General features: G+C 73.4%; 14 protein-coding genes and 1 tRNA gene. 5 read left to right on the top strand and 10 right to left on the bottom strand.

The genetic code is table 11. From position 1 onward, the window contains the following. The first annotated feature begins 93 nt into the window (after nt 1-93). A complete protein-coding gene (locus ABZV34_RS08285; protein ID WP_356272514.1) occupies nt 94-1,236 on the top strand; it encodes an LLM class flavin-dependent oxidoreductase in 1,143 nt (380 codons plus the stop codon). Here the strand turns inward: ABZV34_RS08285 and ABZV34_RS08280 are convergent. Further along, entirely contained in the window at nt 1,227-3,209 is a 1,983-nt protein-coding gene (locus tag ABZV34_RS08280; protein ID WP_356272512.1) for an EAL domain-containing protein, read from the bottom strand. The two genes, ABZV34_RS08285 and ABZV34_RS08280, sit on opposite strands and share 10 nt — an antisense overlap. A gap of 336 nt (nt 3,210-3,545) precedes the next feature. On the opposite strand from ABZV34_RS08280, the gene ABZV34_RS08275 reads away from it, so the two are divergent. Beyond that, entirely contained in the window at nt 3,546-4,976 is a 1,431-nt protein-coding gene (locus ABZV34_RS08275) for a M6 family metalloprotease domain-containing protein (protein ID WP_356272510.1), read from the top strand. 68 nt (nt 4,977-5,044) lie between these two features. Here ABZV34_RS08275 and ABZV34_RS08270 read toward each other — a convergent pair. The 7 genes from ABZV34_RS08270 to ABZV34_RS08240 form a co-directional block, all read right to left on the bottom strand. Next, nucleotides 5,045-5,118: transfer RNA gene (locus ABZV34_RS08270), tRNA-Lys, on the bottom strand. Further along, nucleotides 5,109-6,050 (bottom strand): hypothetical protein, encoded by a 942-nt coding sequence (locus tag ABZV34_RS08265; protein WP_356272508.1) that lies wholly within the window; start codon nt 6,048-6,050, stop codon nt 5,109-5,111. The genes ABZV34_RS08270 and ABZV34_RS08265 overlap by 10 nt, the downstream gene beginning before the upstream one ends. 228 nt (nt 6,051-6,278) lie before the next feature. Beyond that, complete coding sequence (locus ABZV34_RS08260) at nt 6,279-6,656, bottom strand: hypothetical protein (RefSeq protein ID WP_148008554.1); 378 nt, start codon at nt 6,654-6,656, stop codon at nt 6,279-6,281. A 104-nt stretch (nt 6,657-6,760) separates the two neighbouring features. Then, nucleotides 6,761-8,095: an AAA domain-containing protein gene (locus tag ABZV34_RS08255; RefSeq protein ID WP_356272506.1), complete on the bottom strand. Its 1,335-nt coding sequence runs from the start codon at nt 8,093-8,095 to the stop codon at nt 6,761-6,763. Next, nucleotides 8,092-9,705 carry a hypothetical protein gene (locus ABZV34_RS08250; RefSeq protein WP_356272504.1) on the bottom strand — a complete coding sequence of 538 codons (1,614 nt, stop codon included), beginning with the start codon at nt 9,703-9,705 and terminating at the stop codon, nt 8,092-8,094. The genes ABZV34_RS08255 and ABZV34_RS08250 overlap by 4 nt, the downstream gene beginning before the upstream one ends. Continuing rightward, nucleotides 9,696-10,901 (bottom strand): hypothetical protein, encoded by a 1,206-nt coding sequence (locus tag ABZV34_RS08245; protein ID WP_356272502.1) that lies wholly within the window; start codon nt 10,899-10,901, stop codon nt 9,696-9,698. Before ABZV34_RS08245 ends, ABZV34_RS08250 begins: the two co-directional genes overlap by 10 nt. Beyond that, nucleotides 10,813-11,850, bottom strand: coding sequence for a phosphatase PAP2 family protein (locus ABZV34_RS08240; RefSeq protein WP_356272501.1), 1,038 nt, complete (start codon nt 11,848-11,850; stop codon nt 10,813-10,815). Before ABZV34_RS08240 ends, ABZV34_RS08245 begins: the two co-directional genes overlap by 89 nt. A 271-nt stretch (nt 11,851-12,121) precedes the next feature. Here ABZV34_RS08240 and ABZV34_RS08235 point away from each other — a divergent pair, with 271 nt between their 5' ends. Then, the gene (locus ABZV34_RS08235) at nt 12,122-12,718 is read left to right on the top strand and encodes a histidine phosphatase family protein (RefSeq protein ID WP_356272499.1); all 597 of its coding nucleotides are present in this window, start codon (nt 12,122-12,124) and stop codon (nt 12,716-12,718) included. 57 nt (nt 12,719-12,775) lie between these two features. Here ABZV34_RS08235 and ABZV34_RS08230 read toward each other — a convergent pair whose 3' ends face one another. Continuing rightward, nucleotides 12,776-14,248 (bottom strand): hypothetical protein, encoded by a 1,473-nt coding sequence (locus ABZV34_RS08230; protein ID WP_356272497.1) that lies wholly within the window; start codon nt 14,246-14,248, stop codon nt 12,776-12,778. A gap of 396 nt (nt 14,249-14,644) precedes the next feature. Here ABZV34_RS08230 and ABZV34_RS08225 point away from each other — a divergent pair, with 396 nt between their 5' ends. Next, a complete protein-coding gene (locus ABZV34_RS08225) occupies nt 14,645-14,977 on the top strand; it encodes a hypothetical protein (protein ID WP_356272826.1) in 333 nt (110 codons plus the stop codon). A 53-nt stretch (nt 14,978-15,030) separates the two neighbouring features. Then, entirely contained in the window at nt 15,031-15,900 is an 870-nt protein-coding gene (locus ABZV34_RS08220; protein WP_356272495.1) for a fused MFS/spermidine synthase, read from the top strand. 69 nt (nt 15,901-15,969) lie between these two features. On the opposite strand, the gene ABZV34_RS08215 is transcribed toward ABZV34_RS08220, so the two are convergent. Next, nucleotides 15,970-16,500, bottom strand: a complete 531-nt coding sequence (locus ABZV34_RS08215; RefSeq protein ID WP_356272494.1) for a hypothetical protein — start codon at nt 16,498-16,500, stop codon at nt 15,970-15,972. Nucleotides 16,501-16,508: the final 8 nt, after the last annotated feature.

The following is a 16,508-nucleotide window of genomic DNA, read 5'->3' as shown; positions in this document are numbered from 1 at the left end:
ATGCGACGAACGCCGGTGGGCGGGAATAAGCGGGGACTGTCTCCTGTTCCGCGAGGAAGGACCGCACCACGTACGCAATCAGGAGGCCCCCCGGTGGACGCGACGGACAACACGGACGAGATCCGAGGCACCGCCCAGGGCACCGCCCCCGTACCCCTCTCCGTGCTGGACCTGGTCACCGTGGGCGCCGGCCGCACCGCCACCGACGCCCTCCGTACCAGCGTCGCCATCTCCCGCCTCGCGGAATCCCGCGGCTTCCACCGCTACTGGGTGGCCGAGCACCACTCCATGCCGGGCGTGGCCTCGTCCTCACCGGCGGTGATCCTCGCCCACCTGGCCGCCCACACCACCCGCATCCGCCTCGGCTCCGGCGGCGTCATGCTGCCGAACCACGCTCCCCTGGTCATCGCGGAGCAGTTCGGAACCCTGGAGGCGATGGCCCCGGGCCGGGTGGACCTGGGCCTCGGCCGCGCCCCCGGCACGGACGGCGCCACCGCGGCGGCCCTGCGCCGCACCGACCAGCCGGGCGAGGGCGCCGACGACTTCCCCCAGCAGCTCGCGGAGCTGACCCGCTTCCTGGACGACGACTTCCCCGAAGGTCACCCCTACGGCCGTATCCACGCCGTACCCGGTCCGGTCCAGGCCACCTCGCCCGGCGGTGTCCAGTCCCCGCACCGCCCCCCGGTCTGGCTCCTCGGCTCCTCCGGCTTCAGCGCCCGCCTGGCCGGTGTCCTCGGCCTCCCCTTCGCCTTCGCGCACCACTTCTCGGCGCAGAACACGATCCCGGCCCTGGACCTGTACCGCGAGTCCTTCCGGCCGAGCGAGGTGCTGGACTCCCCGTACGCCCTGATCGGCGTCTCCGCGCTCGCCACGGACGACGAGAAGGAGGCCCGCCGCCAGGTGATGGCCGCCGCGCTGAACATGGTCCGTCTGCGTACCGGCCGCCCCGGCCTGGTCCCGACCCCGGAGGAGGCGGAGGCGTACACCTTCTCGCCGATGGAGCGGGAGTTCATCACCTCCTGGAACGCCAACGTCATCCACGGCACCGCCGACGAGGTCCGCGCGGGTCTCGACGACCTCCACAAGCGCACCGGCGCCGACGAGCTGATGATCACGGGCAACGCCCACAGCGGCGACATACGCCTGCGCTCGTACGAACTGATCGCGGACGTCTACGGGCTGCCGAAGGCCGGACCCGGCCAGGAGGCCCCGGCGGACCCGAGCGCTCAGGCCTGAGCGCAGGCCGCGGTCAGCAGCGCGGAGATACGGTCCGGCGCCACCGGACGGGAGTACAGCCACCCCTGTCCGGTGTCACAGCCGATGCCGCGCAGCCGGGACGCCTGGGAGGCGGTCTCCACGCACTCGGCGGTCACCGTCAGGCCCAGCCGGTGGGCGAGCTGGATGAGCGCCTCGACGATGACCTCGTCGGCGGGGCTGGGCCGGGCGGAGCCGCCGTCATGGGCGTCGTACTGGAAGCCGCGGACGAAGGAACCGTCCAGCTTCAGGACGGAGACCGGCAGCCGGCTGAGGTAGGCGAGGTTCGAGTAGCCGGTGCCGAAGTCGTCGATGGCGATACGGACGCCCATGTCGCTGAGGGCCTGCAGGGCCTGCAGCGGCCGGCCCGCCGAGCCCATCACCGCCGACTCGGTCAGCTCCAGCTGGAGCAGCTGCGGGGCGAGGCCGGTCTCCGCGAGGATGTCGCCGACGTCCGCGACCAGGTCGGAGTCCCACACCTGCCGTACGGCGACGTTGACGCTGACGAAGATCGGGGGCGCGTCGGGATGGTCCAGCTGCCAGCGGCGTGCCTGCCTGCAAGCGGTGGCCAGCACCCAGCGGCCGAGCTGCACGATCGAACCGTCCTCCTCGGCCAGCCCGATGAACCGATTCGGCGTCAGCATGCCGAACTGCGGGTGGTTCCAGCGTACGAGCGCCTCGACGCCGCGTACGCCGCCGTCCTCCATGCCCACCAACGGCTGGTACTCCAGGGCGAATTCGTCCCGTTCGACGGCCGCCCGGAGGGTGGAGGCGAGTGCCTGGCGGGTCATGCGGTGGGCGTTGCGCTCCGGGTCGAAGAGCGTCCAGCGGCCCTTGCCGTCCGCCTTCGCCCAGTACAGCGTCGTGTCCGCGGCCTGCATCAGACCGGTCGCGGTCGTCCCGGCGGCGCGGCGCTCGACGACCCCGATCGACGCGGAGAGCGACAGCCGCCGGCCGGAGAGGTCGAACGGCGCCTGAAGTGACGTCAGGACCGATTCGGCGAGGTCCGCCACCTGGTCGGTGCCCGTGGAGCCCTCGACGAGCAGCGCGAACTCGTCGCCGCCGAGCCGGGCCACCAGCGGAGTGGCCGCTCGCCCGGAGCCGGCGGCGTCGGCGCACCGCGTCAGCCGCTCGGCGACGGCCGCGAGCAGCCGGTCGCCCACCCGGTGGCCGAGCGTGTCGTTGACCGCCTTGAACCCGTCCAGGTCCAGATAGCAGAGTCCGATCCGGCCGGTGCCGCCGTCCTCGTACGCCCCCGCTTCCAGCGCGGACGTCAGGCGTTCGAAGAACAGCGTGCGGTTGGGGAGCCGGGTCACCGGGTCGTGCATCTGCAAGTGCCGCAGCCGCGCCTGGAGTTCACGGCGGGGGCTGAGGTCTGTGACGGACAGCAGCACCGCCTCCTCGTCCGGGGGCAGCGGCGCGACCGTCACCTGTACCCACAGCGAGTGTCCGTCGGGATGTTTGAGCCGCCGGGTGCAGCGCAGCCGGGCCTGCCGGCCGCGCAGTACCTCCCGATAGGCGTGCCAGGTGCGGGCGTCGGAGGCCAGGTCCACCAGATCGGCGGCGATCCGTCCGGCGAGCGCGCCGGATCCGAAGCCGAGCAGCGCGCTCAGCGATTCGTTGGCGGTGACGACCAGGCCCTCCCGGTCCACGACGGCCATCGGGAGCGGCGCCGCGGCGAAGGCGGCGCGAAACGTGCGCGGTGACGTCCCGGGGTGCCCGGGGCGCCCGGCCGGGTCGGGGAGCTGTTCGGCCGGGACATGTGCGCCGGACAAGGAGGCGGATGGGGGGACGGACAGGGAGGCGGATGGGGGGACGGACAGGGAGGCGGGTGGTGCGGATGCGCCGGAGGGCGATCCGGTGGACGTACGAGGAGATGTAGTGGTGTGACGTTCTGTGACGGCCGGCCGGTCGAGGTCTGCCGCGGGCGCCGGCCCTTCGGACGTTCCGCTCACCGCTCGCTCCCGCAGTGCACTCGTTCTTCGTATGGGTCGCTCGGAGTGGTCGGCCGGTGCTGGACGGCCGAACAAGCCGTGTCCGTGCAGGAAAGTGTGCCGATCATAGAGGCTGCCCTCGGGGCCTTGCAGCCACTCTCCAGTGTCCCCGAACAACCACCCGTTCTGACAGATCGTTTCTGCCTGCATCTGGACCGGATCCTTCGCCTGGCGATCATATGTGACGTTCCGTGAGTGTTCGGGGTGTCGGCCGGGAGGTCGGTGGCACGCGACCCCTCACTCTTCTGGTGCAGACAAACAGGGCAAAATAGTACGAAGTAACACAAGCTGGGTGCGGTGTCCCGAAATCCGCGCCCGGAGGTCGACGTGCCGCGTCAGCTCCCCTTGAGGAGTCTCGCCCGTGAGGTCCTGCTGGGTCTCGCTCCCCAGGGGGCGTCCCGCTGGCGCAGTACCGCGGCCGCGTTCACCTCGCTGGCGGCGGTGGTCGCGACGTCCCTGGTGACGGGCCCCGCCCTCGCCGAACCCCTCTTCGCCCCCTGCGCCCTGGAGCGGACCGACGCCCACCACTCGGAGGGGCTGGACGTCTGGAACGCCGCCTATCCGCGCCCCACCCGTCCCCTCGACGCGGTACTGGTCTTCCTCTCCTTCCCCGACTCCCGCCCACGCACCACCCCGGCCGAACTGACGGGCGATTACTTCCCGTCCACCAGCCGCTTCTTCGAGCGCGCCTCCTACGGAAAGTTCACGCTGCGCCCGCATCCCCAGCGCGACTGGATCCGGATGCCGCACGCCTCCACCTCGTACGCCATGCGGCGCGACTGGAACGCCGCGCGCCGCATGGCCTATCTGCGCGACGCGATCGGTGCGGCGGACCGGCAGGTCGACTTCTCGCGCTACGACATCGTCTACTTCGTCGCCGATCCGGACGCGCCGGGCGTCGACTCCGACGCGACGAAGGTCGTCAACCTCGAAACCCCCCTGCGGGCCGACGGCAAGGACATCGGCCGCGTCGTCACGGTCTTCGAGAAGCACCCGCCGGACCGGCTCGTCCTCGCCCACGAGACGGGGCACGTCTTCGACCTGCCCGACCTCTACCACCGCCCCTCCGACGGCAAGGGCGACTGGGACACGTACGTCGGCGACTGGGACCTCATGGGCAGCCAGTTCGGCCTCGCGCCGGATCTGTTCGGCTGGCACAAGTGGAAGCTGGGGTGGCTGGAGCCGCGGCAGGTGGTGTGTGTGGGCGCCCACAGGAGCACACGGCTGACGCTGGAGCCGCTGGGCTCCGGGCCGCCGGCGGCCGGTGTGGGCGCGGCGGGGGCACCGGCCGCCGGGGGCTCCCCGGCGGCGGACACCTCCGGCCCTTCCGGCGCTTCCGGCGGCGCTCCCGGTCCCGTGCCCGTCGGCTCCGGAGTCCCGGTCTTCGGCTCCGGGCGCGGAACCAAACTGGCGGTCGTCCGTACGGGGCCCGACAGCGCGCTCGCCTTCGAGGCGCGCGGCTCGGCGGGCAACGACGGGACGACCTGTACGCAGGGCATCCTCATCTACCGGGTCCGCAGCGGGGCCGCCTCCGGTGACGGTCCGATCCAGGTCGTCGACGCCCATCCGCACTCGGAGTCCTGCTGGGGCGAGTCGGTCTACCCGCCGCTCGCGGACGCGCCGGTGGGGCTCGGCGAGAAGTTCACGGTCCCCGGCGAGAAGGTGCGCGTCGAGGTGGAGGACTGGACGGCCGCGGGGGAGTGGACGGTGAAGATCACGACGGGCTGAGCCGCCGTGGACATGGCGATGGCGAGGCGCGTTCACGTTTCCGCGAACAAGCCTCGCCATCGCTAGCGTGCGCCGCCAGGGACTCGAACCCCGGACCCGCTGATTAAGAGTCAGCTGCTCTAACCAACTGAGCTAGCGGCGCCTGCTGACGTCGTAGACCTTAGCATCCTGATCGGCGGGAGGAAAAATCGATATCCGCACCGCGGCGGAGGCCGCCGCGCGGGCCGCGCGGATGGCCGCCCAGACGAGGATCTCGGCGCCGGGGAGCCAGGGATGCCGGGTGTCGGGGGCCACCAGCCAGCGGGATTCGGGACGGGCGGCCGGGTCCGGCCCGGTACCGCCGGTGCGGTCGCCGGTCGTACGGGCGCCGGTCGTACGGCCGTCTCCCGGAGCGGGGACGGTCACCGCGTCGCCGGTGCCGTGACAGAGCAGGGGAGGAATCGCGCCGACGCGTCCCAGGCCGCCCGGACAGACCGGATCGCCGGTGAAGCCGGGTCGTCCGGTGGCGCCTGACGGCCCGGCGTCACCCGGACCGCCGCGCCGCCCCATGGGCTCGCACGGGTCCTGGAAGCTGACGCCATGGACGCCATGGATGCTGTCGATGTCGCCGATGCGGTCGCCGAAGCCGTCGCCGTCGCCGTCGTCGAAGCCGTTGAGGGCGCCGGAGTCCCAGGAGTCCCATGAGCCCTCGGCGCCGCGGGAACCCCACTCCTCCCACTCCAGGAGCGACGGGAGTCGCTGAGCCGTGCCCGGCGCGCTGAACAGCAGCATCCGCCCGCGGAACACGGCCACCGGGCCGGAGCCCGGCCCCTCGTCCCACAGGCGGTCCAGCATCCGCCGACCGAAGATCGCGGGCGCGTTGACGACGTCGAAAGCGGTGCCGCAGGGCAGCACCACCGGCGCGGTCGGCCGGTCCTCCCAGAGAGCGAGGGTGCTGCGCGGGTACGTTCCTGCCGAGGCGAGCCAGGCGGCCCCGTCCGCGGTGACGCGCGCGGCGTCGAACCGGTCGGACAGCGGGGCGCCGGCGCCGGTGGCGTGGGGGGAGGTGCCGGCGGTGTTCCGTGTGCTGCTCATGACGACAAGGTCTACCGTCGGTGAGCATCCCGTCCCCGAGGGTTGCGGGAAATCGGGACAGGAAGGTCGGGAGTGGGGTATGTCACCCGCCGCCGGCGTATGCCAGGGGAGCCTGCGGGTGCCGTCCACCTGCCACGAGGAGGCCGTCTGCGGCCGGGGACGCGAGGGGGTGCCGGAGGGATGCCGGGGGATGCCGGGGGCAGGCCCCCGGCGGTCGCGCCGCGCGGCTCAGGCGTGGTCGCCCACCCCGTGCCCGTGTCCGTTGCCGTCCGCCCCCCGGAGCAGGTCACGGCCGAACTCGACCATCTTCTTCGCGTAGTCCTCGGTCCACTCGGCGCGCTCGGCGATGTCGGCCGTCGTGAGCCGGTCGAAGCGGCGGGGATCGGCGAGCTGTGCCGCGGCGATGGCCTGGAACTCCAGCGCCCTGTCGGCCGCCGCCCGGAAGGCGAGCGTCAGCTCCGTGGCCCGTGCCAGCAGCGCCCGCGGATCGTCTATCGACTCGAGATCGAAGAAGTGCTCCGGGTCACCGGCCGCCTCCGCGGGCTCGAAGAGCAGGGGCGCGGGGCGTAGCCGCGGTTCGTTCCGACGCGGCGTGGGCTCCGCCATGTCTTCTCCTCCTCGTACGGTTCAGGGGCCCGCTTCGTGGGTGGGCCACCGTCCATTGTCCCCCGCTCGCGCAAGGGGGCCCGTGGAACGGGGCGGATCGGGGTTCAGGGCCGCCATCTCACCCGGTGCTCCGCGAGATGCGACAGCACCGCGTGGCTCGCCTCCCAGCCGTCCGGGAACTTCACCGTGACACCCAGCTGCACGGGCTCGGTGGAGGGGTGGTCGTCCAGCAGTTCGGTCACCCCCGCCCGGCAGACCACGATGCACGCGTGCCGGTGCCGGGAGGCGAGGACGCACAGCCGTCCCGTCTCCAGGTGGAACGCCGTCGCGTCCGGTCGCCCGGAGAGCGGGTGGAGCACCACCGTCACGTCGAACTCGCGGCCCTGGAGCCGGTTCGCCGTGTCGACGGTGACATCCGTGACCCCGAGATCCGCCAGCGCCGCCCGCACCACCGCCGCCTGGTCCCGGTGCGCCGTGCCGACGGCGATCCGGTCGGCCGTCAGCGGCGCCGGATCGGGCGACCGCTCCGAGGTCGCCGCGCCGCCGCGCTCCAGCAGCCGCCGTACGACCTGGGCCACCGCCCGTACCGCCTCGGGGTCGGTGCGCGGCGTGTGCCGGGCCGGCAGCTCCAGGAGCCCCCAACCCGTCTCCGCGGCCTCGTCGATGACCAGGTCGGGGCCGGAACCGTCCGACGGCACACCGAAGGTCAGCAGCCGGTCACCGTGTCCCGTGCCGCTGCGGAACGGCGTGTACGGGTAGAACGCGTCCGAGACCAGCGGGGCCGCGGACGCCGGGAGGCGCCACGACACCGGCAGCCGGTGCTGCGGCAGTTCGGGGTTGTGCGCGAGCAGGGTCGTGACGGCGGACGCCGAGGGGTCGTACGACAGTCCCGCCCACTGCTCCGCGCCCACGATGGCGAACGGGTCCAGCTGGCCCGGATCGCCCACGAACAGCGCCCGCTCGAAGAGGCCGGCCACGGCCAGCAGCGCGTCGGAGCGCATCTGGTACGCCTCGTCGACGATCGCGTGCCGCCAGGGCTCGACGTTCTTGACGTGGGCCCACTTCGCGGCGGTCGAGATGACGACGGGGAGGCCCGCCAGGTCGGTGGCCTTCGCCGACTTGCGGACGTTCCCCAGGTCGTCGAGTGCCTTGTCGTACGGGTCGGCGTCACTGCTGTGCAGGCGCCCCACCGGCAGCTCGGGGTCCTTCTCGGCGAGTCGCACGACCAGGTCGTCGACCTGGGAGTTCGTCTGCGCGATGACCATCAGGGGGCGTCCGGCGGAGGCGAGTTCGAGTGCCGCGCGCACCACGAGGGTCGACTTCCCGGCGCCGGGCGGGGAGTCGACGACGACTCCGCGGTGCGTGCCGTGCAGGGTGTCGCGCAGGATCGCGTCGGTGGCGCGGGCGGCCGCGGCCCCGGGATCGAAGACCGTGGTCACAGGATGTCCTCCTCGGTCACCGGATCCGGCTGCGGTACGGCGTCGGGGTCGCCCGGCGGGCCGCCGTGCGTCCACGGTGTGTTCTCCGGGTCGGGCAGCTTCGCGCCGCCGCGCTGCTCGTGCTCGAAGAGCGTGAAGCAGACGAGGTCGCCCTTCTCCGGCACGGACCCGGGCTCGGGCTCCTTGCCGCGGCCCATCTTGTCGACGATCCGCAGCACGAGCAGACCGCCCTCCTCCTCCGTTCCGGTGGCCCGCGCGGGTCCGGCGAATTCGGCCGCCTGCGGTTTGCCCTCCAGCGACCGGTACACCTTTGTGCGCTCAGCGAGATGCGGCCGGTCGTCCGTGCGGACGGTCACCAGGGGGCGGGGGCTCGGGCGCCTGCTCTCGCTGTACGCCATGACGACATCGACGACCTCGCCCGTGAAGGCCTCGCCGACCAGGCGCCGCCCGGCCATGACGAGCGGATCGTCGAGCGCCTCCTGCGCGTCCAGGCGGGCCTGTTCGCGCTCGCGCGTGGCCAGCTTGTTCGCCGCCGTGACCGCGTCGTCGCGGCGTGGCTGCGGCGGCTCGCCCGCGACGACCCGGTCGCGGTGACCGGTGAACGACCAGCGGTCGCGGGTCCATCGGTCGGCCGTGTGCACCCCTTCGGGCAGGGTCCGCAGCAGGTCGAGGCCCTGCCACACCGCGTCCCAGGTGGGCCGGGCGACCCGCTCCACCAGGGCACCGATCTCCCGCTCTGCCGCGGTGAGTTCACCGAGCCGGTCGTCCGCCTCCCCGCCGTCCTCGGCGGCGGCGAGTGCCGTCCGCGCGCGGTCGTAGCGCTCGATGGCGGGAGCCAGCAGCTTGTTGTCGAAGGCGGGATCGGTGGCCGGTCCCGCGGGCGGGCGGACGAGCTGGCCGCGGGAGTCCCGCCGGAGTTCCGCCTCCAGGGCCGCCCGCGCGCCCGACTCGCCCGGCGGGGGATCGATCCAGGCGAGCAGCGCTCCCAGGTGCTGGTCCTCCAGGCTGCTCTGGCCGGTGGCCCAGTGCCGGGACAGCGCGTCACCGAGGACGAGCAGCAGAGCGGAGCCGGGCACCCGGGCCCGCTCCCCGAAGTGCGTCAGCCACCGTCCGAGCAGCGGCACCCGGGGCGGCGCCGGATGAGGTGCCTCCGGCTCCTGCTCCGCGGTGCGCCGGAACCGCATGGAGCGCCCGAGGAGCCGTACGAACTCCGCACCGGCCCGGCTCGGCACGATCAGCTGGGGCGCGTCCGCGCACAGCTCGACCTCGACCTTGACCCGCTTCCCGGTCTCCGGATCGGTCTCGTTGCGCTCGGCCGCCTCGACCGCGTCCGCGTAGGAGTCGACGTACGGCAGGACGACGTCCGCGAGCTCGGCGAGGAACGCGAACCGCAGATCGCGGTCCCGGGGCTGGGGCACGAACAGCAGCCGCGGCGCGTCCCGGTCCGTACCGACCAGGGCCCCGAGGGGGGCGCCGGCCTCACCCGCGGTGATCAGGGGCACGAGGACGAGCGGCCGGTCGGAGAGATGCCGGTGGCGGACGGTGGCGAGGGGCTGCGCCCGCCCGCTCTCGACGGCTTCCAGCCGGGCGAGGGTGGCGATCAGCGACAAGGGGTCACCTCCGGAAGCGCGGTCCGGCCGGTGGGGTGCGCCGGTTCATGTCCCCGCAGGGCTTCCGCCCGCAGCCGGGCCGCTCCGCGCAGGGCGGCGACCGCCGGATCCCGCGGGTCCCCGGCGTCTCCGCGGGCCGCCGCCAGCACGTCGTCCACGGTGGTCAGACCGCCCAGCTCCGCGCGCAGCGACCGTCCCAGCGAGGTCACCGCGCCCGCTTCCCGGGAGCGGGCACGGCAGTGGAAGGCGAGCTCGCAGGCGGCCAGGCACTCGGGGGCGTAGGCGGCGGGGACGGCCTCGACCGCCGCGGTCAGCCGGTCGGCCGGCAGACCGGGGGCGAAGCAGGTGTCCTCGGGGAGGGCGGCCGCGATGTCCTCGACCCGGGTGAGGCGGTCCAGCTGGCGGCGGGTGACCGCGCGCTGCTTGCGGACGTCGACGGCGGACGCGGTCGGGAGGTTGGAGAAGTCCTTGGGGCAGACCAGCAGGACGCGGTGGCGGACCCCGGGGGCCGGGTCCAGGCGCGCGGCGACTTCTTCCAGCGCGAGGACGTACACCGCGGACTGGCGGGCGGCGGCGCCCACCTTCGCCGGGTCGGCGGAGCCGTCCAGCATGGGGAAGGACTTGATCTCGACGACCGTCCAGGTCCCGTCGGGGTGCACGACGACGGCGTCCGGTTCGAGGAAGGCGGGGGAGCCCGCGACGTCGAGGGCGAGCATGGGGTGGTCGAGCAGGGTCCAGGCACCGGCGGCGGTGGCGTCGCGCAGCGCCAGAGCGGTACGGGCCGTGCGGCCCTCGGGGCCGGCGGCGGTCAGGTCGGGGACCGTCCCGGCCCGGGGCGGCTCGGCGCCGGGGTCCAGCTTCTCGTGCACGAGCCGCAGCAGCTCCGCGCCGCCGTCCGCCTTGACCCGGGCCTCGAACGCGTTGCCCCGCATGAAGGCGAACTGGGACTGGCCGAAGGAGGACGGCGAGCCCAGCCCTTCCGCCAGCTTCGCCTTGTCCACGCCCGCGCCGTCGAGCAGGGCGCGCCGCTCGCATCCGGGGTTCGCGGCGAGCGCCGCGAGCGCGCGCGCGTCCAGGGCCTTGGGCGGTACCGCCGGGCCGCGCAGCTCAGCGAGTCTTCCCCAGACTCCCGGCTTCGCTGGAGGAGGGGAGATCCCAGTCCGCGGCTCCGTCCCCCGCATCCGTGGGAGGGACACCGGGGTCGGCTCCCGGTCCGGTGCGGGACTCGCGCTGTCGGGGAAGGCGTTCACCCGTGGAAGTCTGGCATCCGGCACTGACATGTGGGGAACCCGCGTCGGGGGAGGCGCCCGCGATCCACGGGATCCGGGTTGTCAGGAGCGTCTTCACACGGTCCGCGAGCCGTGTCACGTGCGGGGCGAGCAGCAGCCCCGTTCCCATCACCGCGACGCCGGCGACCGCGTCGAGGAAGTAGTGGTTGGCCGTGCCCATCACGACGATCGTGGTGAGCAGCGGGTACGCGACGCCCGCGAGCCGGACGACGCGTGTACGGCCGTAGCGCCACAGCATCACTCCGCACCACAGCGACCAGCCCACGTGCAGGCTCGGCATCGCCGCGTACTGGTTCGTCATGCCGCCGAGACCCCGTGGAGCGCTCGCCTCGCCGCCCCACCAGCCGTACGAGCTGTACTGGGCCATCGTGTCGACGAAGCCGTGGCCCGCCGAGAGCAGCCGGGGCGGGCAGGTCGGCATCAGGGTGAAGCCGATCAGACCGATGAGCGTGGACGTCATCAGCCAGGTGCGGGCCGCGCGGTACAGGACGGCACGGGAGCGGTAGAGCCAGATCAGGATGACGGGCGTCACCAGGTAGTGCAGTGACGCGTACCAGAAGTCGGCGGGCACGCCGAGCCAGGCCTCGTGGGTGAACAGCCGGTTGAGCGGGTGCTCGGCGTTGAGGTGGAGGGCCTTCTCGATACGCAGGACCTCCAGGCCGTGACCGACGGCGCTGTCCGTGTCGCCCCGGGCGAGCAGCCGGCCCGCCGAGTACGACGCGTACACCAGCACTATCAGCGGCAGCTCGGTCCACCAGCGCAGCCGGAGGTGAGGTGCCGACGGGCGCAGCTCGGTCCACCGGCCGAACCGGGCGTGCGGTGCCGTCCCGGTCCGCCGTGCATCGGTCTGCGGCATCCGATCGCCCTCCCCCATCTGCTCGTCGTGCCCCGGCGAACCCCGCCGGTGGCCGCACCGACCCCGCGCGAGCGACCGCTCGCGGTGTGACGGTGCGCAAGTCTGTCCGTGACGATGCGTGGCCGCACCGGATTTTACGGCGTATGCGAACGGCCCTGGGAAGCGCCCCCGGTCGTCAAGGACGCTGAGATCGCCCCGCGGGTTGCCCCTCGCGGGGGTGCGCGATGATGGAGTGACCCATATATCCGGCGAATCGGGAAGGCTTCTCCCCATGGCACCGCGCATCCTGCTGGCCCGGCATGGACAGACGGAGTGGTCGCTGTCCGGCAAGCACACCGGCAGGACCGACGTACCGCTGCTGGACGAGGGCCGGCGCGGCGCCAGGACGCTGGGGGAGCGACTGCACCGGGCACCCTTCGACGGGCTCCCCGGGGCGGAGGTGCTCACCAGCCCGCTGGCACGCGCGCGTGAGACGTGCGAGCTGGCCGGCTTCGGCGAGCGCGCCACCTCCTGGGACACGCTGATGGAGTGGGACTACGGCGCGTACGAGGGGATGACCCCGGCCGAGATCCAGGCCGTACGACCGGGCTGGTTCATCTGGCGCGACGGGGTGCCCGGGGGCGAGACCCTGGAGCAGGTCACCGCGCGCGCGGACGAGGCCGTCGGCCGGGCCCGCGCCGCCGACCGCGATGTGCTGGTCTTCGCGCACGGGCACATCCTGCGCTCCATCGGTGCGCGCTGGCTGGGCCTCCCGCTCGACTTCGCCGCCCGGATCCGTCTCCACCCGACCTCGCTGTCGGTGCTCGGCTGGGCCTACGGGGAGCCCGCCATCGAGACCTGGAACGACCTCGGACATCTGATCGCGTAGAGCGCGTGGACCGGGTCCGCCTTCACCAGGTGCCCGCGCCTTCGGTCCGCGGCCGCCTCACGCGGTCCGCGGCAGATTCGCGTGGCGCTCCAGGAACGCCGAGACGCCCGACGCCCTGCGGTGCGGCAGCAGCACCCGCGCGGTGGCCGCCAGCATGGTCTGGATGCGGGACGACTGGACCTCGCCCAGCAGGTCGAGGACGCGCAGACCCGCGACGGCGGCCTCGTCGGGGTGGCCGCCGCGGGCGAGGTCGTCGGCGAGTTCCGCGGTGTAGAGGGCGATGTTGCGGGTGAAGTGCGGATCCTGCAGGTGTGCCGCGCGACGGGCGTGACGGGCCGCGCGCGGCCAGTCGCCCAGCGTGGACCAGCACTGCGCCTCCAGGCCCTCCAGTTCGGCCTCTCCGTAGAAGGTCATCCACTCGGGATCGGTCGGGGAGGAGCCGCGCTCGAAAAGGGCCTGGGCGCGGACGAGGGCCCGCTCGCACTCCGCGCGGTCGGCGAGCCCCGCCCAGCCGCCCGCCTCGCGCAGGGTGAGCAGCGAGAGCAGTCGCGGGGAGCCGAGCGGACGCGCCGCCCGCTGCGCCGCCTGTGCCGCGCGCACCGCCTCACGTGGGCGGCCCGCGTCGCGGGCGAGGAAGGCCGTGTTGCAGAAGGCGTGCGCCTCCAGGCCGGGGTCGCCGGACATCCGTGCGGTCGCCAGTGCCTCGGCGTAGTGCGAGCGCGCGTCGTCGAAGCGCCCGGAGTCGTGTGCCAACCAGCCGACCGAGATGGCCAGTTCGCCCGCCCCCGCGTACAGCCGGTCGGCGGTCCGCTGCCGGGTGGTGCCCGCGTCGAGCAGTTCGTACGCGGTGCGCAGGGGGGCGGCGGCCCGCCGGTAGAGGCCGTCGGCCCCGTGCCGGTCGTCGAGCAGCCGGATCCTTCGTACGGCCTCTTCGAGGGCGCCCGCCTCGGACGTCCCGACGCGGCGGACGCGGTGGACGCGGTGGTCCGCGGCCTCGGCCGTACCGTCGAACGTGCCCGCGAAGGGGCCCAGTGTGGCTGCCGCCATGGTGGCGGTGCCGCCGGTCATGAATGCGCGACGCTGCACGTCGCTCTCCTCGTGGTTCTGTTCATGGTGCTTGTGCGGGTCGTGCGGGTCCTGCGTGGTCTCATACGTCTCACACGCCCCTTCCGTCTCACCCGGGGTGCACGAAAGGCTTGTGGTGTGCGCGGGGGGCTCTTCGTCCGTGCCGCGCGCCCCTCGTCCGCGCACGGACGAGCGGGGCGAGAAGCCCAGGTCGGTCAGTGTGCGGCCGGGGAACATGTGCAGGAACACCCGCTCGTACGCGTAGTTGGGACAGCGGATCTCGCCGGCCTCCACCCGCCCGACATAGCGCGCGTCGCAGCTGACCCGCTCGCCGATCTCGCGCGCGGCCCGCCGGACCGCCGCGGCGAACTCGCCGGGCGAGCGCTGTCCGCGCAGCCGCCGGAAGGCGAGGTTCGGCCGCGGTGGCCGGGGGGACTGGGACGAGGTCACCGTTGACGACGTCATGGCCGGGCCCTCTCTTGCGAACCGTCGAACCATGTCGGAACCAGGGCGAAGTGTCTGTGTCATGCCGTGTGGTGCCCTGCTCCGGCGGAGCAAGAACGTACCTGCTGTGACGACGTCGCCACGCTGGGTTTGGCTACAAAACGGATATCTCATGCATGATCTGCCATGAACTGCCATCCTTTGCGGCGGTGTTCCGCCGTAGCCGTTGACGTTCTGACGCGTTGAACCCGGTGGACCGGGAGCGCACCCGAACTCCCGACCCGCTCGAGCAGGAGGAGGGGTTCCGTGTTGGAGGCCGGGTTGGAGAGCACCGAGTTCCGTAGACCGCCGTCGACCGCCGGGTACGGGTCGTCCCCGGAGTACGGCGCCCCACCGCAGCCCGTCGCCGGCTGCGATCTGGTGACCGTTCCGGCGCGCCAGGGCCTGGAGGCGGTCGACATCCTTCGTCGAAGCGCCTGCGAATCCGTCGGGCCCGTTCTGCTCGACGGCGGCTGCGACACCCTCGGCTTCCTGGTGCCGCCCGGCACCGCCGACGCCTGGGACGTGCCGGGCAGCACCTGTACGCAGACCGTCGGCCGCGGCCTGCGGCCGGCCCCCGAGCCGCCGGTCGAGGGCTCGGACTGGCTGCTGCCGCCGGGGGAGGCGGACCCCGCGACCGACCCGGCCGTCCTGCGGGCGGCGCTGGGCGAGGCGGCACGGCTCATCGAGGCCGCGGACAACTGTCGCTGAGCGCCTGAAGCGGCCGCTGGGCCGACCGTCCCGGAGCCCCTGATAATGGCGGAATGGGAAGGTCCAAGAACGCGCGGCGCGGCCAGGCGCCCACCGAGCCCCTCGTCGAGACGGTCGACGGCGGGCTCGCCGAGCTGATACCCGACCGGGACCGCCCGCGCGCGTGGACCCTGCTGATCGACGGCGCCCCGCAGTCCCACGTCGACCTCGACGACCCCGCCCATCTGAGCTTCGAGTACCAGCGCCGCCTCGGCCATGTCATCGACCTGGCCGCCCCGCCCGGCAAGCCCGTGCACGCCGTGCATCTCGGCGGCGGCGCCTTCACCCTGGCCCGCTACACCGCCGCGACCCGCCCCCGCTCCACCCAGCAGGTCGTCGAACGCGACGGCCCCCTCGTCCAACTCGTCCGGCGTGAACTCCCGCTGGACCCCAACGCCCGTATCCGGGTGCGTTCCGTGGACGCCCGTGAGGGGCTCGCCAAGGTGCCGGACGGCTGGGCGGACCTCGTCATCGCCGATGTGTTCAGCGGCGCGCGGACCCCGGCCCACCTGACCTCCGTGGAATTCCTCGACGACGTCCGCAGGGTCGTCAAACCCGGTGGCCTGTACGCCGCCAATCTCGCCGACGGGCCCCCGCTGGCCCATCTGCGCGGCCAGATCGCCACCGCTGCGGCGGTCTTCCCCGAACTGGCCCTCGTCGCCGACCCGACGGTGCTGCGCGGCAAGCGCTTCGGCAACGCCGTCCTGGTCGCCTGCGACCGGCCGCTGCCGCTGGCCGAACTGACCCGCCGCGCGGCCTCGGACCCGCACCCCGGACGGGTCGAACACGGCAGACAGCTCGCCGACTTCACCGGGGGAGCGGCACCGGTCCTGGACGCGGCGGCGGTGGCGTCACCGGCCCCGCCCCCCTCGGTGTTCCGCTGACGGTGCGGGGCCCGCGGCCCACCACCCGGGGCCCAAGGCGAACGGAGGCCGAGGGCGACCCGAACGCCCTCAGTAGGTGCCGATCTCCACATGCGGCGGCCCGTCGTGCCACGTGCAGAACACCGACACCCGATCCGCGCCCGACGTGAACTCCACCCGGATCCACGACTCCGTCTTCCACACCTGCATCGACCAGCCCGAGCCGGGCGTCGCGGAGACGAGTGTCGCGAAGGCCGTGCCCAGGTCGAAGACCGCCCGCCCGCCGTCGGTGTCGTAACTCCTGACCTCACCCGCCGGTCCGCTCCCTGTGGAGGCGCTCGTACTCGGCACGGAGGAGGGCGCCTTCGAGGGCGAGGGGGCGGCGCCCGGCCGCCGGCTGCGCTCCGGGGTCGCCGCGGTGTGCGGCGTCGCGGTCCGCCCGGTCGGGGAGGGGAGCGGCTTCGCCTTCTGCGTGACGGAGTCGCCCACCGTCACGGGCAGCGCCCGCGGCGGGTCGTACGCCGTCCCCGTCATGACCGTGTGGACACCCCACCACGACAGCGTGACCGCCGCGCCCGTGGCGAGCGTCCAAGCCAGTACGTGTACGAGTCCTCTGCGCATCGCGGCCA

Origin of the sequence: Streptomyces sp. NPDC005195 (assembly GCF_040608315.1) — a bacterium.
Lineage (GTDB): Bacteria > Actinomycetota > Actinomycetes > Streptomycetales > Streptomycetaceae > Streptomyces > Streptomyces kaempferi.
The sequence above is the reverse complement of the archived record's forward strand: the minus strand, read 5'-3'. Positions and strand labels throughout refer to the sequence as shown.

Excerpts from the sequence above, each read along its gene's own strand:
- ABZV34_RS08265 (WP_356272508.1), bottom strand. The coding sequence starts at position 6,050 with ATGAGCAGCACACGGAACACCGCCGGCACCTCCCCCCACGCCACCGGC.
- ABZV34_RS08260 (WP_148008554.1), bottom strand. The coding sequence starts at position 6,656 with ATGGCGGAGCCCACGCCGCGTCGGAACGAACCGCGGCTACGCCCCGCG.
- ABZV34_RS08240 (WP_356272501.1), bottom strand. The coding sequence starts at position 11,850 with ATGCCGCAGACCGATGCACGGCGGACCGGGACGGCACCGCACGCCCGG.
- ABZV34_RS08235 (WP_356272499.1), top strand. The coding sequence starts at position 12,122 with ATGGCACCGCGCATCCTGCTGGCCCGGCATGGACAGACGGAGTGGTCG.
- ABZV34_RS08230 (WP_356272497.1), bottom strand. The coding sequence starts at position 14,248 with ATGACGTCGTCAACGGTGACCTCGTCCCAGTCCCCCCGGCCACCGCGG.
- ABZV34_RS08220 (WP_356272495.1), top strand. The coding sequence starts at position 15,031 with ATGGGAAGGTCCAAGAACGCGCGGCGCGGCCAGGCGCCCACCGAGCCC.
- ABZV34_RS08215 (WP_356272494.1), bottom strand. The coding sequence starts at position 16,500 with ATGCGCAGAGGACTCGTACACGTACTGGCTTGGACGCTCGCCACGGGC.